The 24,706-nt window shown below is 44.2% G+C and carries 22 protein-coding genes and 1 pseudogene; 15 read left to right on the forward strand and 8 right to left on the reverse strand.

Features of this window, described 5'->3' with window-relative positions; translation table 11 throughout:
* Position 1 precedes the first annotated feature (1 nt).
* From AACQ79_RS02975 to AACQ79_RS02985, 3 genes are read right to left on the reverse strand one after another with little or no spacing between them, the layout of a single operon-like run.
* Complete coding sequence (locus tag AACQ79_RS02975; RefSeq protein WP_170898348.1) at positions 2–664, reverse strand: DUF2987 domain-containing protein; 663 nt, start codon at positions 662–664, stop codon at positions 2–4.
* A 2-nt stretch (positions 665–666) separates the two neighbouring features.
* Positions 667–1,473, reverse strand: coding sequence for a glucosaminidase domain-containing protein (locus AACQ79_RS02980; RefSeq protein WP_170898350.1), 807 nt, complete (start codon positions 1,471–1,473; stop codon positions 667–669).
* Positions 1,466–2,257, reverse strand: coding sequence for a membrane protein (locus AACQ79_RS02985; protein WP_026028002.1), 792 nt, complete (start codon positions 2,255–2,257; stop codon positions 1,466–1,468). Before AACQ79_RS02985 ends, AACQ79_RS02980 begins: the two co-directional genes overlap by 8 nt.
* Before the next feature lie 319 nt (positions 2,258–2,576).
* On the opposite strand from AACQ79_RS02985, the gene potA reads away from it, so the two are divergent.
* From potA to AACQ79_RS03010, 5 genes are all read left to right on the forward strand, one after another.
* The gene (gene potA, locus AACQ79_RS02990) at positions 2,577–3,713 is read left to right on the forward strand and encodes a spermidine/putrescine ABC transporter ATP-binding protein PotA (protein ID WP_170898352.1); all 1,137 of its coding nucleotides are present in this window, start codon (positions 2,577–2,579) and stop codon (positions 3,711–3,713) included.
* Positions 3,697–4,554, forward strand: a complete 858-nt coding sequence (gene potB / locus AACQ79_RS02995; protein ID WP_026027331.1) for a spermidine/putrescine ABC transporter permease PotB — start codon at positions 3,697–3,699, stop codon at positions 4,552–4,554. The genes potA and potB overlap by 17 nt, the downstream gene beginning before the upstream one ends.
* Entirely contained in the window at positions 4,554–5,324 is a 771-nt protein-coding gene (potC, locus tag AACQ79_RS03000) for a spermidine/putrescine ABC transporter permease PotC (protein WP_013856883.1), read from the forward strand. Before potB ends, potC begins: the two co-directional genes overlap by 1 nt.
* Before the next feature lie 106 nt (positions 5,325–5,430).
* Positions 5,431–6,465 carry an extracellular solute-binding protein gene (locus tag AACQ79_RS03005; RefSeq protein ID WP_029388221.1) on the forward strand — a complete coding sequence of 345 codons (1,035 nt, stop codon included), beginning with the start codon at positions 5,431–5,433 and terminating at the stop codon, positions 6,463–6,465.
* A gap of 125 nt (positions 6,466–6,590) precedes the next feature.
* Positions 6,591–7,628 (forward strand): extracellular solute-binding protein, encoded by a 1,038-nt coding sequence (locus AACQ79_RS03010; protein ID WP_170898355.1) that lies wholly within the window; start codon positions 6,591–6,593, stop codon positions 7,626–7,628.
* Positions 7,629–7,659: 31 nt separating this feature from the next.
* Here the strand turns inward: AACQ79_RS03010 and cobB are convergent, their stop codons facing one another.
* The 3 genes from cobB to AACQ79_RS03025 form a co-directional block, all read right to left on the reverse strand.
* A complete protein-coding gene (cobB, locus tag AACQ79_RS03015; protein ID WP_017047639.1) occupies positions 7,660–8,397 on the reverse strand; it encodes a Sir2 family NAD+-dependent deacetylase in 738 nt (245 codons plus the stop codon).
* Positions 8,398–8,566: 169 nt separating this feature from the next.
* On the reverse strand, positions 8,567–9,787 hold the full coding sequence (locus tag AACQ79_RS03020; RefSeq protein WP_019281009.1) for an ammonium transporter: 1,221 nt from the start codon (positions 9,785–9,787) through the stop codon (positions 8,567–8,569).
* 346 nt (positions 9,788–10,133) lie between these two features.
* Complete coding sequence (locus tag AACQ79_RS03025) at positions 10,134–11,723, reverse strand: ABC-F family ATPase (protein ID WP_017042874.1); 1,590 nt, start codon at positions 11,721–11,723, stop codon at positions 10,134–10,136.
* Positions 11,724–11,959: 236 nt separating this feature from the next.
* Here AACQ79_RS03025 and AACQ79_RS03030 point away from each other — a divergent pair, with 236 nt between their 5' ends.
* The 9 genes and pseudogenes from AACQ79_RS03030 (at position 11,960) to AACQ79_RS03070 (ending at position 21,921) form a co-directional block, all read left to right on the forward strand.
* Positions 11,960–12,595, forward strand: a complete 636-nt coding sequence (locus tag AACQ79_RS03030; RefSeq protein WP_170898357.1) for a response regulator — start codon at positions 11,960–11,962, stop codon at positions 12,593–12,595.
* Positions 12,596–12,603: 8 nt separating this feature from the next.
* Positions 12,604–14,223, forward strand: coding sequence for an MASE1 domain-containing sensor histidine kinase (locus AACQ79_RS03035; protein ID WP_017050507.1), 1,620 nt, complete (start codon positions 12,604–12,606; stop codon positions 14,221–14,223).
* A gap of 87 nt (positions 14,224–14,310) precedes the next feature.
* The gene (gene uhpC / locus AACQ79_RS03040; RefSeq protein WP_170898359.1) at positions 14,311–15,642 is read left to right on the forward strand and encodes an MFS transporter family glucose-6-phosphate receptor UhpC; all 1,332 of its coding nucleotides are present in this window, start codon (positions 14,311–14,313) and stop codon (positions 15,640–15,642) included.
* 126 nt (positions 15,643–15,768) lie between these two features.
* The gene (locus tag AACQ79_RS03045) at positions 15,769–16,803 is read left to right on the forward strand and encodes an ABC transporter substrate-binding protein (RefSeq protein ID WP_013856874.1); all 1,035 of its coding nucleotides are present in this window, start codon (positions 15,769–15,771) and stop codon (positions 16,801–16,803) included.
* A 109-nt stretch (positions 16,804–16,912) separates the two neighbouring features.
* Positions 16,913–19,009 carry an ABC transporter permease gene (locus tag AACQ79_RS03050; RefSeq protein ID WP_170898361.1) on the forward strand — a complete coding sequence of 699 codons (2,097 nt, stop codon included), beginning with the start codon at positions 16,913–16,915 and terminating at the stop codon, positions 19,007–19,009.
* Between the two features lie 17 nt (positions 19,010–19,026).
* Positions 19,027–20,082 (forward strand): ferric ABC transporter ATP-binding protein, encoded by a 1,056-nt coding sequence (fbpC, locus tag AACQ79_RS03055; protein ID WP_017044718.1) that lies wholly within the window; start codon positions 19,027–19,029, stop codon positions 20,080–20,082.
* Positions 20,083–20,350: 268 nt separating this feature from the next.
* Positions 20,351–20,938 (forward strand): molybdenum cofactor guanylyltransferase MobA, encoded by a 588-nt coding sequence (gene mobA, locus AACQ79_RS03060; RefSeq protein WP_026027998.1) that lies wholly within the window; start codon positions 20,351–20,353, stop codon positions 20,936–20,938.
* A pseudogene (gene mobB / locus AACQ79_RS03065) lies at positions 20,935–21,447 on the forward strand (molybdopterin-guanine dinucleotide biosynthesis protein B); the annotation flags it as partial. The gene mobA and the pseudogene mobB, both read left to right, overlap by 4 nt.
* Positions 21,448–21,645: 198 nt before the next feature.
* On the forward strand, positions 21,646–21,921 hold the full coding sequence (locus AACQ79_RS03070; RefSeq protein WP_026027239.1) for a DUF2960 domain-containing protein: 276 nt from the start codon (positions 21,646–21,648) through the stop codon (positions 21,919–21,921).
* Positions 21,922–22,000: 79 nt separating this feature from the next.
* Here the strand turns inward: AACQ79_RS03070 and nagK are convergent, their stop codons facing one another.
* Complete coding sequence (gene nagK / locus AACQ79_RS03075) at positions 22,001–22,912, reverse strand: N-acetylglucosamine kinase (RefSeq protein ID WP_088732431.1); 912 nt, start codon at positions 22,910–22,912, stop codon at positions 22,001–22,003.
* 156 nt (positions 22,913–23,068) lie between these two features.
* A complete protein-coding gene (locus tag AACQ79_RS03080; protein ID WP_017042509.1) occupies positions 23,069–23,800 on the reverse strand; it encodes a tRNA-uridine aminocarboxypropyltransferase in 732 nt (243 codons plus the stop codon).
* 92 nt (positions 23,801–23,892) lie between these two features.
* On the opposite strand from AACQ79_RS03080, the gene AACQ79_RS03085 reads away from it, so the two are divergent.
* A complete protein-coding gene (locus AACQ79_RS03085) occupies positions 23,893–24,684 on the forward strand; it encodes a sterol desaturase family protein (protein ID WP_129532490.1) in 792 nt (263 codons plus the stop codon).
* Positions 24,685–24,706 lie beyond the last annotated feature (22 nt).

Genomic DNA, 24,706 nt, shown 5'->3' on the forward strand with positions numbered 1-24,706 from the left:
TCTAATGTTTCGCTTTGGGAAGGTAAGGTAACACGCGAACCGTTTCTTGTGGCAACTGCATCGATCCACCTTCACTCAGTTGACTGAGCTCCACTTGGGCTTTGCCATTTTCTATGTTAATGGTTTCGCCGTTACTCAACTGAATGACCGAATTCAAATTATTGGCAAATTCGAGTGTGACACCAGAAACATCGGGTGTGAACCAACTCGCAAACATCCCGCCGAGCTCTTCCAGTAATTTTTGCATCTGAGGTAATAAGATGGCGACCTGCTGGTAAGATATTTCTCCTTTGAACTGCTCTTTTGCCATAACAACAGTCGAAAAGTCACAACGCATATCTTGAGGAGTATCGACAAACACTAACGGATTCGCTTGCCGTAAATGATCGTCTAAAGGAAGTAGTAGCTCGTGGTTGCTACTGACTTTCAACGCTTCATAGTGCTTTTCTTTTTCCATCCAAGCCTTCTCTATTGGGCAGAGCTGCTTGGTATTGGCATTAAGGAAATAATAAGCGACTTTGACATTGGGGTACTCTTCTTTCACGTTATTTTTCATTGCTGAAAACAACTTGGAGTATGTAAACATATACTCTTGAGCGTTAACGGGAAATGCGTTAGCAAAGCATAACGTTGTCAGTAATAAGGTAAGCGTTCTTTTTTTCATTATTATTCTGTCCAGAAAGGCTGATTGTGACGCATCATAGATTGAAGATCTTGCACATAAGCTTCTCCGCGCTCTGAGTATTTCAGTAAGCCATTAGTCATCTCCATGGCACTGTCGGCACTCAATAAATCGGCATTATTTTTTCTTAATCGAAAACGAATCTCTCGTAAATCATGATAAGCGGAGTTGCGGTTAACATTCATGAAGTAACCGTGGATTGACTCTTGAACAGAACCAAAACTCGCCACTTCGTGAGTCATACCTTCCACTCGTTGCAAAGGTACCAACCCACACCCTGCACTGTAACACCATTGACCGAAATAGTTGTTTCCTTCAGTTGCAAAGCGAGAGGTTCCCCAAGCCGATTCATTCGCTGCCTGGGTCAAGACTAACGCTTCGGGTAAAACGTCAACTCGATGCAGCATGTTTTCTAGCCATGCGCTAGTGATGCCTTCCGCAGGAATCGGTACTTCATATCGCTTAGAGAGTTTTTGCGCCTCACTATAGTCACTTTTGGCTATCTGATTACTTAGATGATGCTGTGCAATCCTCTCTAATATTTCACGCTCTCGCAAAACACGTAAATTTTCCCAAGCTATCCCTGGTTTTAAGAAAGAAAAAAAAGCATGCTTTTTCTCATTCACATCATCGATGGCTGAGAAGTCAGGCGCTTTTCCAACAGCTCTAGCACCTTGCAAAGATGGAATGTCGCTTTTGTAAGTCGTCTCGGTTGAGGTTTGCTTGACGTAATAAACGCTGCAACTCACAACCACGAGCGAGATGGCGGTAAGTAAGATTATTTTACGCATTGAACACCTGAGAATTTGGATTATTGTCGGATTGATTAGTCGCTATGATCTTTAGTTTGATGCCAAACATATTGCGATAAATAATCCCTTTAGCATGGAAGAAGAAAGGTAATACAAAAATGAAACCTATCCCATAAAAGAGCGCGGCGGCAACGAACATCAGCATGATCACGGAATAAATCACGGCAATAGGAACGATTTTTTTATTTACTGCGCGTAAGGATAATAGTAGTGATTGCATAGGTGGAACCCGTTTTTCGCAGATCAATAAGATGGATTGGCTAAACGCAATACTCAAATACATTGATAGCAATGGGAAAATCATTCCTGCTACACCTTGCAGTAATAAGCTGAATAGCGTTGCTAAAATCACTGGGATGGTGAACTGTAATCCCTTACCTATATGTCTTGGCTGTGTTCTTAACCCAGCGACATGACTCATCGCCATTAAGCTCACGCCAGCATAAATAGGTGCACTAACGACCTCATAGCTAAAATTAGCCACAAAAATAGCTTGTACAATATTGCCTGTGAAAGCTTCTGGTGTTTCTAACGCATCCAAGATTAGTGATGGATCACCCAGTTGCAATTTTAAAGCAATATAGAAGATCGCAAGCTGCACAAATAAAAGAATCACGATGGAAGGAGAAAAGGAGATAAATTGCTTGATCGTGCAATCCCATGCCTCTTTGAGCACGGCGTTGACTTTTAGCTCGTAATCTCCCTTGAGCGCATGCTCTACACTACCGCCTAAATTGAAATCTTTTTCAATATCATTATTCATAAAATGTCCTAGGCAACGGAAAAGCAAGTTGCCTGTATTTGGGTCACAAAGTTATTGTCATTATACTGCAATACACTCTAGTCCAAAATCAGAAGCCTAAACTGATCTTGCATTATTATGTGTTTGGTTGATAATTAACCACTTGAAAGCATTGAACAGTTAGTTAGCTCTGTATGGTAATCAATCTTTACTGCTACCTACAAAACTTTTTCTGTATCAATATAAGAAAACGCTTTGAATTCACTCTTTTGGTGATTATGATGCGCGCCTCAATTGTGTATAGCGACAGGTCGTAAGATAGGCATCCCTATAGACCAAGGTGGGAGAAAAACAGACGTTGAACGTAAAAGAATCAGTAGGAAAACCAGTAGTTCGTCTTTCTGGTATCAGTAAAAGTTTCGATGGTAAGGAAATCATTGGCAACCTAAACCTTGATGTTAATCATGGCGAATTCTTAACGATACTTGGTCCTTCTGGCTGTGGTAAAACAACAGTACTAAGAATGATTGCAGGTTTTGAAACCGCAGATCAAGGTTCAATTACTCTTGATAATCAAGATGTTACAAAAGTTCCTGCTGAACAGAGACACGTTAACACCGTCTTTCAAAGCTATGCACTTTTCCCACATATGACAGTATTTGAAAATGTCGCGTTTGGTTTGCGTATGCAAAAAGTGCCAACGGCGGACATTGAACCCCGTGTGATGGAAGCACTGCGGATGGTACGTCTCGACGCGATGGCCCAGCGTAAACCAAGTCAACTTTCTGGTGGTCAACAACAACGTATCGCGATCGCGCGTGCCGTTGTTAATAAACCTAAGGTTCTGTTGCTAGACGAATCTTTATCCGCGCTTGACTATAAACTTCGTAAGCAGATGCAAATGGAGCTTAAGCAGCTTCAGCGTCAGCTTGGGATCACCTTTATCTTCGTTACACACGATCAAGAAGAAGCTTTATCAATGTCGGATCGCATTATTGTTATGCGTGAAGGGAAAATTGAGCAAGATGGCTCTCCACGTGAAATTTACGAAGACCCTAAAAACCTATTTGTTGCCCGCTTCATCGGTGAGATCAACGTATTTAATGCTGAAACGATCGAACGAATTGACGATAAGCGTATTCGTGCACATATCGAAGGTGTTGAAGCGGTGGTTTACCACGATCAAAATGTACAACCCGGACACAAACTACAAGTTTTGCTGCGTCCTGAAGATCTTCGCATCGAAGAGATTAAAGAGTCAGAAGAAAAAGGCATTGTTGGACACGTGACAGAACGTACCTACAAAGGCATGACTCTAGAATCTGTAGTCGAATTGGAAGAATCAGGCATGCGCGTGACGGTTAGCGAATTCTTTAACGAAGATGATCCTGATGTGGACCATTCTCTCGGTCAGAAAGTCGCTATCACTTGGGTTGAAAGCTGGGAGGTAGTACTCGATGATGAGCAAGAAGCTTAATCTTCAAAATGCTATTATCACATTGATTGTTGGGTGGTTAGTGCTGTTTGTGCTAATCCCTAACGTTATGATCATTGGTACTAGCTTTTTGACTCGCGATGAAGCCAACTTAATTGAAATGACCTTCACGCTTGATAACTATACACGCTTATTGGATCCACTTTACGCCAAAGTGCTCATGCACTCTTTCTATATGGCAATTGTGGCTACCCTTCTCTGCTTGGTTATTGGTTATCCATTTGCTTACATTGTCGCAAAAATGCCACAAAAATGGCGTCCAATTATGCTGTTTTTGGTGATTGTTCCTTTTTGGACGAACTCTCTTATCCGTACCTACGGATTAAAAATAGTGCTGGGTACGCAAGGCATCCTAAACCAAGCTTTAATGGCTTTAGACATCATAGACAAACCACTGCGTATTATGTACACCGAGACAGCGGTAATGATTGGCTTGGTTTACATCTTGCTGCCTTTTATGATTCTTCCGCTCTATTCTGCTATTGAAAAATTGGACGATACCTACATTGAAGCCGCGCGAGATCTAGGGGCAAATAAGCTTCAAACTTTGCTGAAGGTAGTATTGCCATTGACCATGCCGGGTATCATCGGGGGCTGCTTGTTGGTGTTACTGCCAGCATTAGGTATGTTCTATATTGCTGACTTACTCGGTGGCGCGAAAAACCTGCTGATTGGTAACGTGATTAAGAGCCAAGTATTGAATGCTCGTGATTGGCCATTTGGCGCCGCGACCAGCATTGCCTTGACTCTGGCGATGGCTGTAATGCTTTATGCATACTATCGTGCTGGTAAGTTATTGAATAAGAAAGTGGAGCTAGACTAATGGGCAAAACAGTTAGATTTAGCTTTATGAGTTTAGTGTATGTATTTCTATACCTACCGATCATAGTGCTGATTGTAAATTCATTTAATGACAACAAATTTGGTATTAAATGGGGCGGTTTCACTACTAAGTGGTACCACGCGCTAGTTGCAAACGACAGCTTAGTTCAGGCCGCATGGCACTCGCTGAATGTAGCGGTTTTTTCAGCAACAGCAGCGACGCTGATTGGCAGTTTAACTGCTGTAGCTCTTTTTCGTTATCAATTTAAAGGTAAACGTGCAGTTAATGGTATGTTGTTTGTTGTAATGATGTCCCCAGATATTGTCATGGCAATTTCGCTACTTGCGCTATTCTTAGTGTTAGGTGCTCAGCTAGGTTTTCTTACTTTGTTGATTGCACACATTACATTCTGCTTACCTTTCGTTGTTGTGACTGTTTACAGTCGCCTCAACGGATTTGATGTAAAGATGCTCGAAGCTGCCAAAGATCTCGGTGCTGGCGAATGGGTGATTTTGACCAAAATCATTTTGCCATTAGCGAAACCGGCAGTTGCGGCTGGTTGGTTGCTGAGTTTCACACTGTCATTAGATGATGTGATCATTAGCTCGTTTGTAACCGGCCCTACTTACGAGATTTTACCATTGAAGATTTATTCTATGGTTAAAGTTGGAATTTCCCCAGAAGTTAACGCTCTGGCGACCGTGATGTTAGTTGTCTCATTGGCTCTAGTAATCACATCACAGTTGTTAGCAAGGGAAAAAGTGAAGTAGAATCGACATCTTGTAATACATTACGCGAAACAGAATGACAAATCGTCATTCTGTTTTTCTATCTAACGCCTAAAAATAGGCAACGTTTGGTTTGGAGCTAACGTCAATGAAAAAATGGGCTACTCTATTAGCTGGTAGTGCATGTGCGCTTTCTTTGTTCTCTGGAGCAGTAACAGCGGATGAAAACAAGGAACTAGTATTCATGAACTGGGGGCCATACATTAACAGTGGTCTTCTAGAGCAGTTTACGAAAGAGACCGGCATCAAGGTCATTTATTCAACTTATGAATCGAATGAAACCCTGTATGCAAAGCTAAAAACTCACAACCAAGGTTATGATCTTGTTGTTCCATCCACCTACTTCGTTTCTAAAATGCGCGATGAAGGTATGTTACAAAAGATTGATAAGTCTAAATTAAGCAACTTTAAAAACCTTGATAACAACTATTTGAATAAACCTTACGATCCAAATAATGATTATTCAATTCCACACGTGGTTGCTATCACTGGGCTTGCGGTTAATACCGATATGTATGATCCCAATGATTTCCAAAGCTGGGGTGACCTATGGAACCCAGAGTTGAAAGGCCAGCTAATGTTGATGGATGATACTCGTGAGGTATTCCACATTGCCCTTCGTAAGTTAGGTTACTCAGGTAACACTACGGATGAAAAGCAAATTGATGAGGCCTACGCTGAGCTGCAAAAACTAATGCCTAATGTATTGGTATTTAACTCAGATAACCCTGCCGCTCCTTACCTCTCTGGTGAAGTTGGCTTAGGTATGCTGTGGAATGGCTCTGCTGCAGCGGCGCAAAAAGAAGGCTTGCCAATTAAGCTTGTTTTCCCTAAAGAAGGCGGTATCGGTTGGGTTGACAACTTTGCTATCAGTTCTGGTGCCAAAAACGTAGAAGCCGCACATAAGATGATCGACTTCTTGCTACGTCCAGAAATTGCAGAACAAATTTCTCGCGACACGGGTTATTTAACCGGCGTGAAAGCGTCTAATGAGAAATTTAAAGACAGCCCTGCTCTTTTCCCATCTCAAGATGATTTAGATCGTGTTGAATGGCAATCTGCCGTTGGTGAAAAAACTGTGCAGTATGAAGATTACTTTATGAAGTTAAAAGCGGGTCAATAATTCCGCAAAAAGTATGAAATAGGCAGCACTAGCTGCCTATTTTCGTTAAAACTGGTATACTTTGCACTTTCGTATCACGCACCCTTGCCTAGTTAAGCTTTGGCACCGACTAAAATGGAAACGTAATGAAAAGCACACTGTATGCTGGCGCTATTTGCGCAGCAACTCTATTCACTACGCCTGCAATGGCTGCAGATCAAGAGCTTTATTTTTACAACTGGTCTGAATATATCCCCCACGACGTTCTCGAAGATTTCACCAAAGAGACAGGAATTAAAGTCATTTACTCAACCTATGAGTCTAATGAAAGCATGTATGCCAAGTTAAAAACTCAAGGTTCCGGCTACGATCTTGTCGTGCCATCCACCTACTTTGTTTCTAAAATGCGTAAAGAAGGCATGTTGCAGGAGATTGACCACGCTAAGCTTTCTCATTTTGCTGATCTTGATTCTAACTATCTCAATAAATCGTTCGACCCAAACAACAAATTTTCTATCCCTTATATCTGGGGCGCCACGGGGATTGGTATTAATACCGATATGCTTGATAAATCACTGATCAAAAACTGGGGCGACTTATGGGATGCCAAATGGGAAGGTCAGTTGATGATGATGGACGATGCTCGTGAGGTGTTCCATATTGCACTGAGTAAGCTTGGTTACTCACCTAATACGACGGATCCTGACGAAATTAAAGCGGCCTATGAAGAGCTTAAAAAACTGATTCCAAACGTGTTAGTGTTCAACTCCGACTTTCCCGCAAACCCTTTTTTAGCGGGTGAAGTTTCTTTAGGTATGTTATGGAATGGCTCGGCGTATATGGCCCGCCAAGAAGGCGCTTCAATTAACATTATTTGGCCAGAAAAAGGCGCGATTTTCTGGATGGATAGCATATCCATTCCGGCCGGGGCCAAAAACGTTGATGCGGCTCATAAGATGATTGATTTCTTATTGCGCCCTGAGAATGCAGCAAAAATCGCATTAGAAATTGGTTACCCAACTCCCGTTAAAACAGCCTATTCACTGTTACCCAAATCTTTCGCCAATGATCCTAATATCTTCCCTCCACAATCTGTTATGGACAGCGGGTTTTGGCAAGATGAGGTGGGAGAAGCGAATGTGTTGTACGACGAATACTTCCAGAAGCTCAAAGTAAATAATTGATCATATTCAATGTTTAGATAACACGCCTACTCTAGGCGTGTTTCTTTTTTGGCATTTCTAACCCTAATATCTCTTCCACTAACCGCGGAACTTCAATACTGGCTTTACCGTAGCGTTTTTCCTCAAACTCACTTTCAACGGCACTCGGTTCTAAGTTGATCTCAATGGTGTGCGCACCATGCATTCTGGCATCATGAACAAAGCCTGCAGCAGGATAAACAACGCCCGATGTACCGATAGAGATAAAAAGATCAGCCGTCTCGAGTGCTGAATAAATATCGCCCATGCGCAGTGGCATTTCGCCAAACCAAACAATATGAGGTCGCATTTGAGCTGGAATTTGACAGCAATGACAAAGCTCTCCGCTCAGAATGTCGTCTTTATGCTCTATTACTTGGTTAGAAACGCTGCAGCGTGCTTTAAGCAGCTCACCGTGCATATGAATCACCTGTTTGCTACCCCCCCGCTCATGAAGGTTATCGATATTCTGCGTAATAATCGTTACGTTTCCCTCTATCTCTTGCTCTAATTTACCAAGCGCGATGTGGGCGGCATTAGGTTGTATTGATTCAGATTGGAGTTTTCGACGACGCTGATTATAGAAATCCTGTACGAGATCGGGATCACGTGCGAAACCTTCAGGGGTCGCGACATCCTCTATTTTATGGTTTTCCCATAACCCATCTTGAGCACGAAATGTTTTGATGCCTGATTCCGCTGAAATGCCTGCCCCCGTGAGGATCACGATATTCTTGTAAGGGAAATTCATACTATGTCCTTATTGCACGCTTTTTTGCTAGCTTAGCACCGATGCAATAACAACAGTAGTTTTGAGGGTTAGACCATAGTATAAAATAGCCATTGATTGCTTATTTTCTGTGACATAAACCGAGCTACGAAATAGACCGAAATACCGCGCGACTTCGGTCTATATGTAATCAATCTTCGTTAATGGCGGAGATTTTATGGATAGCCAAATCCGCGCCGTTAAATTCGTCTTCTTCAGATAAACGCAATCCAGTCAATACATTGAGAGAGCCATAAACGATTGCGGCGCCCAATACTGCCACTGAAATACCCAATAAGGTTCCTAGTAGTTGAACGGCGAGGCTGACACCACCTAGGCCGCCGAGTGATGATTGGCCAAAAATCCCAGCGGCAATCCCGCCCCATGCACCACAAACACCATGTAATGGCCATACACCTAATACATCGTCTATTCTCGTTCGGTTTTGCAGTTGAGTGAACAACCAAACAAATAAAGCACCCGCAACTACTCCCGTCACTAAGGCACCCAGTGGGTGCATCAAGTCCGATCCTGCACACACCGCGACTAATCCTGCTAGAGGACCATTGTGGATAAAGCCAGGGTCATTTTTTCCGACAATTAACGCTGCTAAAATACCACCAGTCATGGCCATTAAAGAGTTCATCGCGACTAATCCACTAATTCCATTTAATGTTTGCGCTGACATGACGTTAAAACCAAACCAGCCCACACAAAGGATCCACGCGCCCAGTGCTAGAAACGGAATGTTGGATGGAGCAAAGTTGGTGTGCTTTCCTGCACGTACTCTTCCCTTACGCATTCCTAGAAACATGACAGCGATGAGTGCAATCCATCCGCCGACCGCATGCACGACCACCGAACCAGCGAAATCGTGAAAAGCAGCACCGAATTGAGCTTCAAACCAGCTTTGCACGCCATAATTGCCATTCCAAATCATTCCCTCAAACAGCGGATAAACAAACCCAACTGTGAAAAAAGTAGCAATGAGAATAGGGTAAAACCGAGCGCGCTCGGCAATACCTCCAGAAACGATAGCAGGAATAGCGGCGGCAAACGTCAATAGGAAAAAAAACTTAACTAGATGATAGCCGTTCCCTTGGGCAAGGGTTTGGGCATCAGCAAAGAAATGAGCGCCGTAGGCTATCCAGTAACCGATAAAAAAATAGGCGATCGTAGAAATACCGAAATCGGCGAGAATTTTTACCAGCGCGTTCACTTGGTTCTTTTTACGCACTGTCCCCACCTCAAGAAAGGCAAATCCAGCGTGCATTAAAAACACCATGATTGCACCGAGCAGCAAAAATAGCGTATCAGAACTTTGAGTCAGGGCTTGTACGGCACCTTGAACCTGACTTACGGTTTGAGTCATCTTAGTGATTCTCCATTGAAATGTTGTGCACCAATCCTGTGCTACTTGATTGTTTTCTCACCAATATAGTGAGTTATTGGTATTGAACAGCCTTAAAGCAAAATACATTCCAAAATAAACAAATGAATCAATAACTTTTCAATATCAAATAACTTATTGAAATAGAGTGAATTATATAAATATCAAGGGAGTTGTTGCATGATGGAAGAATAAACGTATTCATAAAAAGCGCACCAAATTGGAACGTGCGCTCCATTTTAATGCACTCTATTTTTTGGCTCGTTCCAGATTGCAGGCATTAAAAAGGCCTCCCGCAGGAAGCCTTTTCTTAAGAGTAAACTGTGGATTAGTTTACGCCACGAGATTTCAAGAATTCAGCATAAGTGCCTTTGAAATCGGTCAGTTTGTTATCACGGATTTCAATGATGCGCGTTGCCAGTGAGTCCACAAATACGCGGTCGTGAGATACGAAGAACAGAGTCCCTTTGTAGTTCTCCAAAGCCGTGTTGAGTGATTCGATCGATTCCATGTCCATGTGGTTGGTTGGCTCATCCATCAACAGCATGTTTGGCTTATGCATCATTAGTTTACCAAGCAACATACGACCTTGTTCACCACCAGAGATGACCTTAACGGATTTCTTGATGTCATCTTGGCCAAACAACATGCGCCCTAAGAAGCTGCGGATCACTTGCTCGTCATCCCCTTCTTGACGCCATTGGCTCATCCAGTCAAACAGGTTCATATCTTCGGCAAAATCGTGCGCGTGATCTTGAGCGTAGTAACCAATATTTGCGTTTTCAGACCATTTATAGCTGCCGCTACGAGGCTCAAGTACACCTGCTAAGGTGTTAAGCAGTGTTGTTTTACCGACGCCGTTTTCACCAATGATCGCTACGCGTTCGCCTACTTCAAAAATGGCGTTGAAGTTACTGAATAGATCGTTTTCAAAACCTTGGCTAAGGTTTTCAACTTCTAACGCGTTGCGGAACAACTCTTTCGATTGTTCAAAACGAATGAAAGGGTTTTGGCGGCTAGACGCTTTAACTTCGTCCAATTGGATCTTGTCAATCTGCTTAGCTCGTGACGTCGCTTGCTTCGCTTTAGATGCGTTCGCAGAAAAGCGTGCAACGAAAGTTTGCAGTTCAGCAATCTGTGCTTTCTTCTTGGCATTATCAGAGAGCAGACGAGCACGCGCTTGCGATGCTGCCGTCATGTACTCGTCATAGTTACCCGCGTAAAGACGTAGTTCACCATAATCCAAGTCAGCCATATGTGTACATACGCTGTTTAAGAAGTGACGGTCGTGCGAGATGATGATCATGGTGCAGTTACGTTGGTTTAGCGTATCTTCTAGCCAGCGAATGGTATCCATATCCAAGTTGTTGGTTGGTTCGTCAAGCAGCATGATGTGTGGTTCAGCAAACAAAACTTGCGCCAATAGCACACGTAGTTTCCAACCTGGTGCCACTTCGCTCATCAAACCAAAGTGCTGTTCAAGAGGAATGCCCACTGCAAGCAACAATTCACCGGCTTTAGACTCGGCCATGTAGCCGTCCATTTCCGCGAATTCAGTTTCGAGATCCGCAACCTTCATGCCATCTTCTTCGGTCATTTCAGGCAGAGAATAGATACGGTCACGTTCTTGTTTAACTTTCCACAACTCTTTGTGGCCCATGATTACCGTGTCGATAACCGTGAACTCTTCGTAAGCGAATTGATCCTGATTCAGTTTCGCCACGCGTTCGTTAGGATCATAGCTAACGTTACCACTCGAAGGTTCAAGCTCTCCGCTTAGAATCTTCATAAATGTTGACTTACCACAACCGTTAGCGCCAATCAGGCCATAGCGATTACCTTCGCCAAACTTAACGGAAATGTTTTCAAACAGAGGCTTTGCGCCAAATTGTTGAGTGATATTCGCGGTGGAGATCAAAACCAGTACCTTAATAAATGTGAATTGTATAAAAAACTGCGCAACGTTACTTGTTCAAGGCTCGAACTGCAAGCGATGTTTTTGTTTCACTGCCCTCGTAGTGCGAGTAACTCGCTCATTTAATGCCTACCTGCCACTGATCATAAGTTTCGAGAGAGCAATCACATCCCCTGCGCTGGTTTTTGATACTTATTGATACATCTGCGACTATCACTGCAAACCTATAGGATACCCGTATGATTTCAGTTGCTTTGGTGGATGACCACCTCATGGTTCGCTCTGGTTTTGCACAACTGTTATCGGTTGAACCAGACATTCATGTCCACAGTGAGTATGGTAGCGCGCGCGAAGCATTTCGTGCGCTGGTGAACGCTTCTATCGATGTGGCAGTTATCGACATTTCAATGCCCGACGAAAGTGGGCTTGTGTTGTTAGAGAAACTGCGCTGCGCTCAGCCGGACTTTAAAGCCATCATTCTCTCTATTTATGATTCAGCGTCCTTTGTCAGTAAAGCGTTAGAAGCTGGTGCTTGTGGTTATTTATCAAAACGTTGTGGGCCTGGAGAGTTAGTGAGCGCCATTCGTACCGTGGCTAATGGTGATCGCTATTTGTGTGCCGATGCCTTAATTAACCTAAGCAATGCTTCAGGTACGCCATCTGTCCTTGAAGGGTTAACTAAACGCGAAAGAGAGGTGTTTGATCACCTGATTTTAGGCAAAGACGTCAAAGAGATTGGTTACGATTTATCAATTAGCCACAAAACGATTCACGTGCATCGGGCAAATATTTTAAGCAAACTGGGGCTTACCAACAATGTGGATCTCATCCGCTTTGCTATTACTCACCAACTGTTGGTTAACGAGACGTTATAGAAGCGACTATGCATTTTCATCACCGATTTTCTGAAGCTTTACCTCGGTTGTCTCTCTCCTCTGGCTTTAGCTATGCATTTGCATGCGTTTTGTATTCAATTGGTTGGTTTTGTTTATGGAACATCAGCCGCTACTTAACTCCTGATTTATTGCTGGCTGGTCTGTTTTTGCCCACAGGCTTAAAGCTGGCCACACTCGCTCTTGCACCGCGTCGTTTTTGGCTTGGGATCACTTTATGCGAAATGGCTATAGTGGCGTTGCTCGGGCATGTGTTGGCTATCGCTGCTCATGAATATCTATTACTGCTGTTTGCATTGATCGCTTATTGGCTGGCGATTGCCTTTCAATCTCTCTGGACATCACTGCACGTTTATTGGAAAAAACTGTTGGCGCTTACCGGGTTGACGGTCGTTTACGGCATCTTATGTGGAAGCTCGGTTTTGCTGTTGGTCAAACCGCTCAACCTCGAACTGCATTACGTGGCACAAGCGACCGTTTCAGCTCTGACCGGCGGTATACTGCTCACTCCGTTCTTATTTCTCCTGTACGATTATCTACATCAGCAGATCTGGAGACCACTGTCACCCGATCTTATTCATCAGGACGTAACACTTCGCCCCTCTGCGTTGCTGTGGTGTTTGCTTTTTTTTAGTGGCGGATTGATCGCGGAGTTAACCTTGCTAGAGCAGCTCAAACCGATCGCCCTGCTCATTTTCCTGCTTCCCAATATTTTTATGGCTTATAAATACGGTTGGCAAGGCGGCGTATTGGCTAGTTTAATGAACAGTATTTTACTTGCTACGGCACGGCAAATGACAGGTTCATTTGAATCCGATATTGAACTCCAAAGTTTTATAGCGACGCAGGCTTTTGTTGGTTTAGGGCTTGGTATTGCGATTAGCCGTCAATATTTCTTGGCGCAACGCTTAGCTAAAATTAACCAAAAGCTGGCAATCGAACTCGCGAACAAACAGCAACTGGCTCGGCAATTAGTCAAGGTTGAAGAGCAAATTCGCAAATCAGTTGCACGCGAACTGCATGATGAAATTGGCCAAAATATCACCGCGATACAGATCCAATCCATGCTCGCTAGTCGCTTGGCACAAAATGAAAAACAAACCAACATCGCTGAGACGATCAACACGCTCGCGCTACGAATTCACTCATCGACACGTCAATTATTAACCGAGCTTCGCCCTCATGCGCTTGATGAATTGGGGCTCGAGAGTGCAATTCGGCAGCTTGCAAGTGAAATGAAATTTGCGGAACGACACGTCGATTTTCGTCTGAATTTCGGAATTTTTGCAGAGCGTTTAGATGACATTACGGCCGTTACACTGTATCGAATTATTCAAGAGCTGCTTAATAACGTGTGCAAACATGCACAAGCATCAGCCGTGCAATTAAGCCTTGTTCCCGGTGACATGTTCAGTGTCGAGCTGCGTGATAATGGCATTGGTTTAGCTTCCGATTGGCGCAGCAAAGGCCAAGGCTTACTCGGCATCGAAGAACGCGTCAGCGCACTGGGTGGCACATTTTTAATTGAATCGCAGCGTAGCCAAATACCGCTTGGGACGCGCATAACTGTTAACTTGCCCACAAAACCGCTCACAATATCAACAAACTAGGAAAATTTCCTAGTCACTTATAACTTTGTCTCATTCATTTGGTGAATCACTCCGATACCATCTCTTAGCACTAGGGAGAAACAAAGCATGCTGGGTTTTCTGATTTCAAAACCGACATCAGCACCTATAGAACCACAGGACATTGATGCAACCTATCGTTACTGGCGCTTGCATTTAATGTTATCGATGTACGTCGGCTATGGGGTGTTTTATTTCACACGCAAAAGTCTCAATTTTGCCATGCCTGCGATGCTCACTGATCTCGGGCTTGAACATTCCGATGTTGGTCTGCTTGGTACGCTCTTTTACATGACTTACGGTTTGTCAAAGTTTGTTTCTGGCATGGTCAGCGACCAATCAAAACCGAGTTACTTCATGGGTTTGGGGCTGGTTGCAACGGGCGTGATCAATGTGCTGTTTGGTTTGAGCTCTTCCCTAGCCGCATTTACCGTGCTTTGGACATTGAACGCTTTTTTCCAAGGTTGGGGATGGCCGCCGTGCGCTAAATTGCTCACCACCTGGTATTCCCGATCTGAACGTGGGTTTTGGTGGTCTATCTGGAACACTTGCCACAATTTAAGTGGCGCACTCATTCCGATCAGCATTGGTTTTATCGCTGTGACTTTTGGTTGGCGGTACGGATTTATTGCACCGGGTTGCTTGGCGATCATCGTTGGTTTAGTGCTCTGCTTTCGCATGCAAGATAAGCCCACAACGTTAGGGTTACCCCCAGTGGGTGAGTGGCGTAACGATGAATTAGAAAAGCGCCATGAGTCTGAAGGTAAAGGGCTGCCATTTCGCCAAATTTTAAGTCGTTACGTGCTAGGGAATAAGTACATTTGGCTGTTATGTAGCTCCTATCTACTGGTGTATGTGGTGCGTATCGCGCTAAATGATTGGGGTAATTTATACCTCACTGAACGGCATGGTTATGAGCTTTTTTCGGCCAACGCTGCCGTATCGATGTTTGAAGTCGGAGGATTTTTAGGATCGCTATTTGGTGGTTGGGGCTCGGACAAATTTTTTAAAGGCAATCGAGCTCCGATGAACTTGATTTTTGCGCTAGGCATTTTCATTTCAGTGGCCGCGTTATGGCTAACACCGATTAATAACTTTGTGGTGTTGTCGGGCTGCTTCTTTTCCATCGGATTTTTTATTTTTGGTCCGCAAATGATGATAGGAATGGCCGCCGCTGAATGTTCGCACAAGGATGCGGCTGGAACCGCGACCGGTTTTGTCGGCTTATTTGGCTATCTTGGTGCAGCGTTAGCCAGTTACCCATTGGCTGTCATTATTGAACAATTTAGTTGGGAAGGATTTTTCAGTGTCATTACCCTCTCAGCCGCACTGATTGGGTTACTGATTTTGCCCTTTTTAAAAGCACAACAGCGTGCAGGGAATGCCGTCACTATGTCATAACCTTTCCTCACGTTGTTTTCTGATTTCGCTGTGTCATGCAGCAAAAACGAAATCACAGGAATGTGATGAAACTTAACGCTGCCCTACGTCTACGTTAAGTAATGAAAATAACAAGAGGAAACAGACATGAAAGATAGATTACCTCGCAGTGTACTTGCTACCTGCATTCTCGGTGCTTCGCTTGCCGCGCCTCAAGCATTTGCTGAAGGCCGACTCGTGGTTTATTGCAGTGCCACTAACGCCATGTGCGAGACAGCGACTAAAGCCTTTTCTGATAAATATGACGTAAAAACCTCTTTTGTTCGCAATGGCTCGGGCAGCACGCTGGCCAAAATCGAAGCAGAGAAGAAGAACCCACGCGCGGATGTTTGGTATGGCGGCACGTTGGATCCTCAATCACAGGCGGGTGAAATGGATCTCTTACACGCTTACCAATCCCCGCAGCTTGAATTCATTATGGATGGATTTAAAGATCCAGCGAAACGCAAAGGGAACTACTCTTCGGCCGTTTATATGGGTATTTTAGGTTTTGGGGTGAACACTCAACGTTTGGCTGAAAAAGGATTACCGATCCCGCGCTGCTGGAATGATTTAACCAAACCTGAATACAAAGGAGAGATTCAAATCTCTGACCCACAAAGTTCGGGGACTGCCTACACCGCATTAGCCACCTTCATTCAACTTTGGGATGAAGATAAAGCCTTTGATTATTTCAAAGCACTCGACAAAAACGTCTCTCAATACACCAAATCAGGTGTTACCCCTTCACGTAACTCAGCGCGTGGTGAAATTGCGATTGGTATTGGTTTTTTGCATGACTACTCACTCGAACAATCGAAAGGAGCACCGCTGGAGCTGATTTCTCCTTGTGAAGGTACAGGTTATGAAATTGGTGGTGTGAGCATTATCAAAGGGTCGCGTAACCTTGATAACGCGAAACGGTTTGTTGACTGGGTCATGTCAAAAGAAGGACAAGAGCTGGCATGGAAAGAAGGTCAATCTTTCCAAATTTTAACTAACACTCAAGCGGAACAATCCCCCAACGCCCTCGACCCTAAAAAGTTAACCTTGATCGATTATGACATGGATACCTATGGGTCCTCTGATGAACGTAAGCGATTGATTAATAAGTGGGTTAATGTCGTAAAAATGGGTGAATAGCCAACGCGTTCCCTTGTCTTAGCCTCGATGGGCAGTGCCTACTGCCCTTTTTATAAAGCCAATACCAGGCTTATCACCGTGTGGCTACAAATAACTTTGGTACAGAAAAATGAATGAATTTACAGCAGGCACTGCACCACATCGGCCGCTAAAAACCTCGCATAGGGACCCGATTTTTTATTGGATCCTGACGTTATTGTGTGCGTTTGTGCTGTTGCCATCTTTTGCACTTGATTACGGAGTGTTTGATTCAACATCGCAAGAGTTTTATGCCGCTATGGGTTGGAGCCGTGCCAATATTTCTTGGTTATGGTTTGCGCTTCCGGGTGTACTTCTCATTCGTCCTTGCTATGCAGGTAATAAGTACGCCAAACGCCGTCACTATTTTGATATCGGTTATTCAGCGGCATGCATGTTTTTCGTGTTGGTCAGCTCTTGGTATACCCAGCAAGGTTTAGGTTATTCAACCATTGCACTATTTATTGCCTTAAGTGCTGTCATGACATTGGCATTGGCTCGTCTTGAGTTTTTGGGCGGTGACAGCTTCGTGATTGGTGCTCTGATCTCGATTATTCTCTTGATCACGATTTTTATTATCTTTCCGAGTATCGCCATCTTTGTACCGATGTTCCAAGATGAAATGGGGAACTTTGTTGCGTGGCAATTCATTGAAATTTTGAGCCGAGCGCAGATCATACAAATTGTTTGGAACTCCGTACTGCTTGGCGTATCTGTGGGTATAGGTGCCACTTTCTTTGGTTTGATCTTTGCTATCTATACCACACGCATTGCCACTCGCTCCGCTTTCATTGCGCGAATTTTTTCTATTCTTCCCATTGTGACTCCCCCTTTTGTCGTTGGGCTTGGGGTGACTTTAATGCTTGGGCGCTCCGGTTATATCACCGAACTCATGGTGGATTGGTTTGGGTTACAACAGACAAACTGGCTGTATGGTTTTACAGGCATTTGGATGGCACAAGTGCTCGCCTTTGCTCCTATGTCATTCATGATTTTAGATGGCGCGATGAAATCCCTACATCCATCACTGGAAGAGGCGTCCTACACGCTGCGTGCCAATCGTTATCAAACTTTTTTTAAAATTGTCATGCCATTGCTCAAACCTGCTTTGGCCAACAGTTTCTTAATCATCTTTGTCCAATCACTGGCCGACTTCAGTAACCCGCTTGTACTTGGGGGCAGTTTCGATGTGTTAGCCACTCAGATTTACTTCTACATCGCAGGAGCTCAATTAGATTACGCTTCCGCCAGCACACTTGGGGCCGTCTTGCTGCTATTTTCATTGGCGATCTTTGTTGTCCAATATCTGTGGATAGGAAAGCGTTCATACGTCACCATTTCCGGCAAATCATATCGTGGCGATGTGCAAGCGCTGCCTACCTTACTTAAACATACGGTTTCGGCACTGCTCTATTTTTGGATGGCATTTAACATCTTGCTTTATGGCAGCATCATCTTCGGCAGCTTCACTGTGAACTGGGGTGTAGATTACAGTTTAACGCTTAAAAACTATATTCATCTGTTTGGCATGGGAATGAGTGAAGGTGCTTGGCCATCACTCATCACGACGATGATTTATGCCGGCGTTGCAGCGCCATTGACCGCCTTCTTTGGTCTGTTGATTGCGTATATCGTTGTCCGTCAGCAATTTTACGGTAAGAAAGTGATTGAGTTTGCAACCATGCTTTGCTTCGCCGTTCCGGGTACCGTGGCGGGGGTATCTTACATTCTTGCATTTAATGATGCGCCTATTTACCTCACCGGTACCGCGGCCATTGTTGTGATTTCCATGGTGATGCGTAACGTGCCTGTAGGCATTCGCTCAGGTATTGCAGGGCTAGGCCAACTTGATAAATCGCTCGATGAAGCGTCACTCAGTTTGCGGGCTAACTCCTTTAAAACCATTACTCATATTCTGTTGCCGTTATTACGACCAGCAATTCTCTCAACACTGATTTACAGCTTTGTTCGAGCAATGACGACCGTCAGCGCCATTATTTTCTTGGTGACACCAGAAACACGGGTGGCAACGTCTTACATCCTGAATCGTGTAGAAGATGGTGAGTATGGCGTTGCGATCGCATATGGCTCGATTTTGATTGTTGTGATGTTGGCTATTATTTTAATTTTTGATTTTATCGTTGGTGAGGCACGTGTTTCTCGTTCTAAAGCCAATAACCAAGAATAACCGTTGGAGATATCACCATGGAAAATGAAAACTTTGTTGTTTTAAAGAATGTCTGCAAGCGTTTTGGCGATAAAACCGTCATTGGTAATTTGGATTTAGAAATCAAAAAAGGCAGCCTTGTAACACTGCTCGGCCCTTCAGGATGTGGAAAAACGACCGTGCTGCGTTTGGTCGCAGGGCTCGAAAAACCAACCAGTGGCCAAATTTTTATTGATGGTGAAGATGTCACGAGCACCTCCATCCAGCAACGTGACATCTGCATGGTGTTTCAATCTTACGCTCTGTTTCCTCACCTTTCTTTACATGACAACGTAGGTTATGGCCTAAGAATGATTGGCTTGAGTAAAGATGAAGTGAAACAGCGAGTGGATGAAGCCTTGAAATTGGTTGATTTAGAAGGCTTTGGGGAACGTTACGTTGACCAAATTTCAGGAGGTCAGCAACAGCGAGTAGCGCTCGCTCGCGCGTTGGTGCTTAAGCCTAAGGTATTGCTATTCGATGAGCCGCTCAGTAACTTGGACGCCAATTTAAGACGCAGCATGCGTGAAACTATTCGAGAGTTGCAACAACGTTTTAATATCACCTCTTTGTATGTGACGCACGATCAGGCTGAGGCCTTTGCCGTTTCTGATACTGTGATTGTGATGAAAGATGGCGACATCATGCAGCAGGGCTCACCAACTCAACTGTATAAGCACCCAACCTCGATGTTTATGGCCAACTTCATGGGCGAAGCCAATATTTTTGAGGGTCAATATGATGGTGAATATCTGATCATCAATGGCTATAAGATCCCCGCTAATGATGACAGTGTCACGGCTTTGCCTGCGGGGAATTATCAAATTGGTGTTCGACCAGAAGCTATTTTGCTCTGCGCGGACGGTGATGCCTGCCAACAGTGTCAAATTACCAGTATTGCTTACATGGGGTCGATGTATGAAGTGTTGGTTAAATGGCACAACAAAGAGCTGTTACTGCAACTCAACTCGTCACAATTTGACCCCAGTTACGCTGATCACCCTTACCTGACGATCAACCCCGTGGGGTTATTCCTACTACCTGAAGATGCTTAATACTGCCTAGCTTGACCAAACGCCTCCAAACTAATGGGGGCGTTTGTGTCTTAGTGAGAGCAATGAACAACTTAACGAGAGCAATGAAAAAGATCCACCCGCACAGGTGAGATTGGTTATAATCATCAGCCAGTTAGCACCAAGGCATGAGTTGGGTTATCATCCTTACCTTGGTTTGTCGCCACTAAAAATGGGCGAGTGATGCTCAATCAATGAGTTTAACTTGTCTGTACGGCGCTCTTCTCATCGCACAATTAAGAGACATTTCATGTTACTTCCCACACAAACAAGTTGGGTTATTTTAGCGGGTGGGCAAGCCAGCCGTATGGGTGGACAAGACAAAGGGCTGATTGAACTCAATGGCCAACCTTTGATTCAACATGTCATGAATAAGCTTAAGCCGCAATCTACTAACCTGACGATTAACGCTAATCGTAACCATGCACAGTATCGTCAGTTTGCGCCTGTCATTTCCGATACCATGGCTGATTATCCCGGTCCACTCGCTGGAATTCAGGCAGGGTTAACCCATGCACAAACCGATTGGGTCGGATTTGTCCCTTGCGATTGCCCGTTGATCAATGACGATCTTGTTGCGCGTTTTTGCCATGCTGCTCAAGACTCGCATGATATTTTAGTCGCCCATGATGGTCACTTCGCTCAACCCGTATTCACCCTTATTCACCAACGTGTGCTGCCAACACTGACTGCATTTTTAGAACGTGGCGAGAGAAAAATCACCCGTCTTTATCAAGAATGCCACACAGATTACGTTGACTTTAGCGACTCGCCAAACTGCTTTTTGAACCTCAACACGCCTCAAGATCTGGCACAATTTGGAACTTTGACATCATGAAATATCAAGCGCCTTCATGCCCTTTACTTGGTTTTGCGGCCTACTCTGGCACAGGAAAAACAACCCTGCTTGAAGCTTTGTTGCCCAAGTTAAGGGCAGCAGGCCTAACATTAGGCGTACTTAAGCACGCGCACCACGATTTTGATATTGATAAACCAGGTAAAGATAGCCATCGGCTGCGTAAAGCGGGGGCAAGCCAGATGTTAGTTGCATCGCGCTATCGTCATGCCATGATGACTGAAACGCCAGAAGCCGAACCCGATTTCGAATATCTTTTATCTCGCTTTGATTGCGATAAACTCAACGTAATTTTAGTTGAAGGGTGTAAAAACCTCACCTTTCCAAAAATTGAATTGCACCGTGCTGAAGTAGGTAAACCTTGGCTATATCCAAATGATGAAAATATCATCGCTATCGCCGCGGATGAAGTTGTGAAAAGTGCTTTACCACAGATGGACATCAATGATCTCGATGCAATAGCGGCGTTTGTGATTGAATATGTACAGCGTTGTAAATGAAATATCCTGCGCTATTTCGGTGGTGAAAGCGTGACAATTATCCCACTTAAAGGCAAAATCTAGCCCATTACATGTTGGTTAGTCATGTTTCAGCGCTGCCAACGCCCCCATTTTCAATCGGTTGATAGTAAGCGATCAGCCTTTGTTTATTTTCCCGAAATTGGGAATGACGATTTTAGAGAGATGATCATGGCTCGCACCATTTTGTACACTTACAAAAATGAAGATAAAACGCTGACTTTTTCTTACGAAAAGCATCACAACATTCAAGAAGCAGTAGCCGAAGCAGAAGGTATTGATATTACTGATTTTTTAAAAATGGAACAGCAGCTGGAAATGATTTCTGACGCAAAAGCGGTACGCAATTACCGCGATAACCACTTTAAAAAGTTAGGTTTTAGCAAGCTAACACTGCAACAAAAAGAAAACGTAGGTGTGGGTAAAAAAGGCGCTAACACCAAATAAACAGAACTTAGGTTAAAGAGTTAACTTTTGACTGATATAAAAAAGGGCCCGTTTGATTATAGGCCCTTTTTGTTTGATTTTATGATTTGATATTAAGGAAAGCCGCACCACGTACGCCGCCTGAATCACCATGTTTTGCTTTGATGATCTTCGGACATTTCGCGACAGAAAGCAGGTATTTCGGTACGCGTTTAGGCATCTCTTGGTAGATCAATTCAAAGTTTGATAAACCGCCACCGAGTGCAACAACGTGTGGGTCATTGGCTGTGAAAATGTTGGCAAAACAGATGGCAAGTAGTTCCATAAAGCGCTCAACATGCTCAACGGCTTTCGCTTCACCTGCTTCATTGGCGTGAATGATATCAATCGCTTTTTTGTGCTCGCCATAATAGTGCTCGTACAATAGCTCAAAACCGCGGCCAGAGAGATAACTGTCTAAGCATCCTTGTTTGCCACAACCACAGCCGAGCATCGGCGCGTTATCGCCAAGATGTAACCATGCATCAAGAGGCAGACGCATATGACCAAACTCCCCCGCGACGTGGTTACGACCAGAGAACACTTTCCCTTCATAGATAAGGCCGCCACCAAAACCTGTGCCGAGAATTAGGCCCATAACCGAAGGCTCATTTTTCAGCTCATCGTCCCATGCTTCAGAAAGCGCAAAGCAGTTTGCATCGTTTTCAATCTTCACGCTGCGGCCAATTTTTGCTTCTAAATCAGCGCGTAACGGCTTGCCTTTTGCAGCAGGAACGTTGACGGTTAATACCGTAGCATCATCAGCATCTTCCATACCTGGTAGGCCAAGGCCTATTTTACCTTCCACACCCAATTGCGCGTCATATTTACTCACCAACTGCGCAATGGTTTCAACTAGCAGATTGTAGTCGTTTGTTGGGGTAGGAACGCGCTCCGTTGCTACGCGTTCTAACTTCTCATTAAACGCACCAAACTCAATTTTAGTGCCACCGACATCAAAGCCGTAGTACATGCAATCTCTCCTAAAATTTGCTCATCAATGAGCTAAAAATAAAACTTTGGGCATTATCCACAGAGCTCAGCCTACAATCCGTGACCGAGTACCAATTTATCTGGTCTATAGGTTCGATTGAACAATTACTCATCACCGAATCGATCAACTTTAGAGTCACGTCTCGCTTTGCTGCTGGTCGATGAAACGTTTCAAGACTGGCCTGCTCAAATCATGCTTTAGGCGGGTTTTGCTCAGCAAGTAACTTTCTCGAAACACTTCAAACCATTGGCTTAATAGCAGAGAGGCTTGATGCTCACCCACTTCAGCCAATACCAACGACGCCACTTCAGCCGTTGATAAATGCTGCTCATTATCAGATTTACGCATCATATATTGCGATACGCTTTTAGGTGCGATAGACATCACCGGAAGCGCATCTAAATAAGGTGATTTGCGAAACATTCGTCTTGCCTCGCGCCAGCTTCCATCAAGCAATATCAACAGTGGTTTGCGTTTATCGTGCGCGCTGGGAGGGCTTTGCATTACTCGAGGCTTTTCATCCACATACTCTTCGGGAAAAATGACGACTGGTTGATAGGCGGGGTTATTCAACAGTGCTAACATTTCCGCGTGAGGTTCGGTGCGATTCCACTGATAAACGTAAGTTTCTTTAATCACATCGGCAATTAGTCGACCAGTATTACTGGGTTTAAATACTTCATTTTCAGAAACCAGCAGTAATACTGCGATATCCGTATCCATATCCGGTTGATGACCACATAAGCAGTATTGCGTGGCGACCTGACAATAGGCGCAACGTTCAACTTTCGCACCACGAGCTTGAAAAGGTTTGGTCGATAACGCTAAGCGATGTTGGAACAAATGGTTAAATGCGTGGATTCTCATAAATCAGGGCGGCAAGCTGGAAAGTGCTGCCGATTGTACTTACAGTACAAGCAGATTCCTAGCACAAGACCATTGAAGATGAGCCATTAAGTATGAACCTGAACCCTGAATTGATCCGTTTGAGCATATTTTTCGCTGTATTTATGCTTTGTGCGCTGTGGGAATGGTCTTGCCCACGTAAAACACTCACCCAAAGTAAAGCCACTCGCTGGCTGAATAATTTAGGTTTGGTTGGTTTAAATAGCGTGTGCTTATCGCTATTGATGCCAGTGTTAGCCATTGAAGCGGCTTATTGGGCGCAGCAAGACTCGATTGGCCTTTTTAATTGGGTGGATTTACCACAAGTGGCTGAAATTGCGCTGTCAGTTATTATTCTTGATGGCGTGATTTACGCCCAGCATGTGCTTTTTCACTTCTCTCCTTGGTTATGGCGTTTACATCGCATGCACCACGCTGATCAAGATATTGATGTGACCACTGGCTCGCGGTTTCACCCATTCGAAATGATTCTCTCTTTGTGGATCAAAATCACTTGCGTGATCATGTTGGGTGTCAGCCCATTCGCGGTATTGATATTTGAGGTTGTGCTCAATGCGAGCGCGATGTTTAACCACAGTAACGCAAAATTACCGTTGAAAATGGACCGTTGGCTTCGCTGGTTGGTGGTGACACCTGACATGCATCGGGTGCATCATTCAGTCATTGTGCGAGAAACTCACTCCAATTTTGGTTTTTTCTTGTCATGTTGGGATCGGCTATTTCGTACTTATCGTGCGCAGCCAGAATTGGGCCATAAGCAGGTCATTATCGGCCTACCACTCTTTCGAGCGAAGCGTGAGCAGTGGTTGGATAAAATGCTTACCCAACCATTTAGAAAAAAGTGACAACGTCATGAAAATACAGAAA

The sequence above is a fragment of the Vibrio sp. 3-2(1) genome, assembly GCF_963887575.1.
Taxonomy (GTDB): domain Bacteria; phylum Pseudomonadota; class Gammaproteobacteria; order Enterobacterales; family Vibrionaceae; genus Vibrio; species Vibrio anguillarum.

Coding starts and splice junctions, on each gene's coding strand:
- AACQ79_RS02975 (WP_170898348.1), bottom strand. CDS start 664: ATGAAAAAAAGAACGCTTACCTTATTACTGACAACGTTATGCTTTGCT.
- AACQ79_RS02980 (WP_170898350.1), bottom strand. CDS start 1,473: ATGCGTAAAATAATCTTACTTACCGCCATCTCGCTCGTGGTTGTGAGT.
- AACQ79_RS02985 (WP_026028002.1), bottom strand. CDS start 2,257: ATGAATAATGATATTGAAAAAGATTTCAATTTAGGCGGTAGTGTAGAG.
- potB (WP_026027331.1), top strand. CDS start 3,697: ATGAGCAAGAAGCTTAATCTTCAAAATGCTATTATCACATTGATTGTT.
- potC (WP_013856883.1), top strand. CDS start 4,554: ATGGGCAAAACAGTTAGATTTAGCTTTATGAGTTTAGTGTATGTATTT.
- AACQ79_RS03005 (WP_029388221.1), top strand. CDS start 5,431: ATGAAAAAATGGGCTACTCTATTAGCTGGTAGTGCATGTGCGCTTTCT.
- AACQ79_RS03010 (WP_170898355.1), top strand. CDS start 6,591: ATGAAAAGCACACTGTATGCTGGCGCTATTTGCGCAGCAACTCTATTC.
- cobB (WP_017047639.1), bottom strand. CDS start 8,397: ATGAATTTCCCTTACAAGAATATCGTGATCCTCACGGGGGCAGGCATT.
- AACQ79_RS03020 (WP_019281009.1), bottom strand. CDS start 9,787: ATGACTCAAACCGTAAGTCAGGTTCAAGGTGCCGTACAAGCCCTGACT.
- AACQ79_RS03030 (WP_170898357.1), top strand. CDS start 11,960: ATGATTTCAGTTGCTTTGGTGGATGACCACCTCATGGTTCGCTCTGGT.
- AACQ79_RS03035 (WP_017050507.1), top strand. CDS start 12,604: ATGCATTTTCATCACCGATTTTCTGAAGCTTTACCTCGGTTGTCTCTC.
- uhpC (WP_170898359.1), top strand. CDS start 14,311: ATGCTGGGTTTTCTGATTTCAAAACCGACATCAGCACCTATAGAACCA.
- AACQ79_RS03045 (WP_013856874.1), top strand. CDS start 15,769: ATGAAAGATAGATTACCTCGCAGTGTACTTGCTACCTGCATTCTCGGT.
- AACQ79_RS03050 (WP_170898361.1), top strand. CDS start 16,913: ATGAATGAATTTACAGCAGGCACTGCACCACATCGGCCGCTAAAAACC.
- fbpC (WP_017044718.1), top strand. CDS start 19,027: ATGGAAAATGAAAACTTTGTTGTTTTAAAGAATGTCTGCAAGCGTTTT.
- mobA (WP_026027998.1), top strand. CDS start 20,351: ATGTTACTTCCCACACAAACAAGTTGGGTTATTTTAGCGGGTGGGCAA.
- AACQ79_RS03070 (WP_026027239.1), top strand. CDS start 21,646: ATGGCTCGCACCATTTTGTACACTTACAAAAATGAAGATAAAACGCTG.
- nagK (WP_088732431.1), bottom strand. CDS start 22,912: ATGTACTACGGCTTTGATGTCGGTGGCACTAAAATTGAGTTTGGTGCG.
- AACQ79_RS03080 (WP_017042509.1), bottom strand. CDS start 23,800: ATGAGAATCCACGCATTTAACCATTTGTTCCAACATCGCTTAGCGTTA.
- AACQ79_RS03085 (WP_129532490.1), top strand. CDS start 23,893: ATGAACCTGAACCCTGAATTGATCCGTTTGAGCATATTTTTCGCTGTA.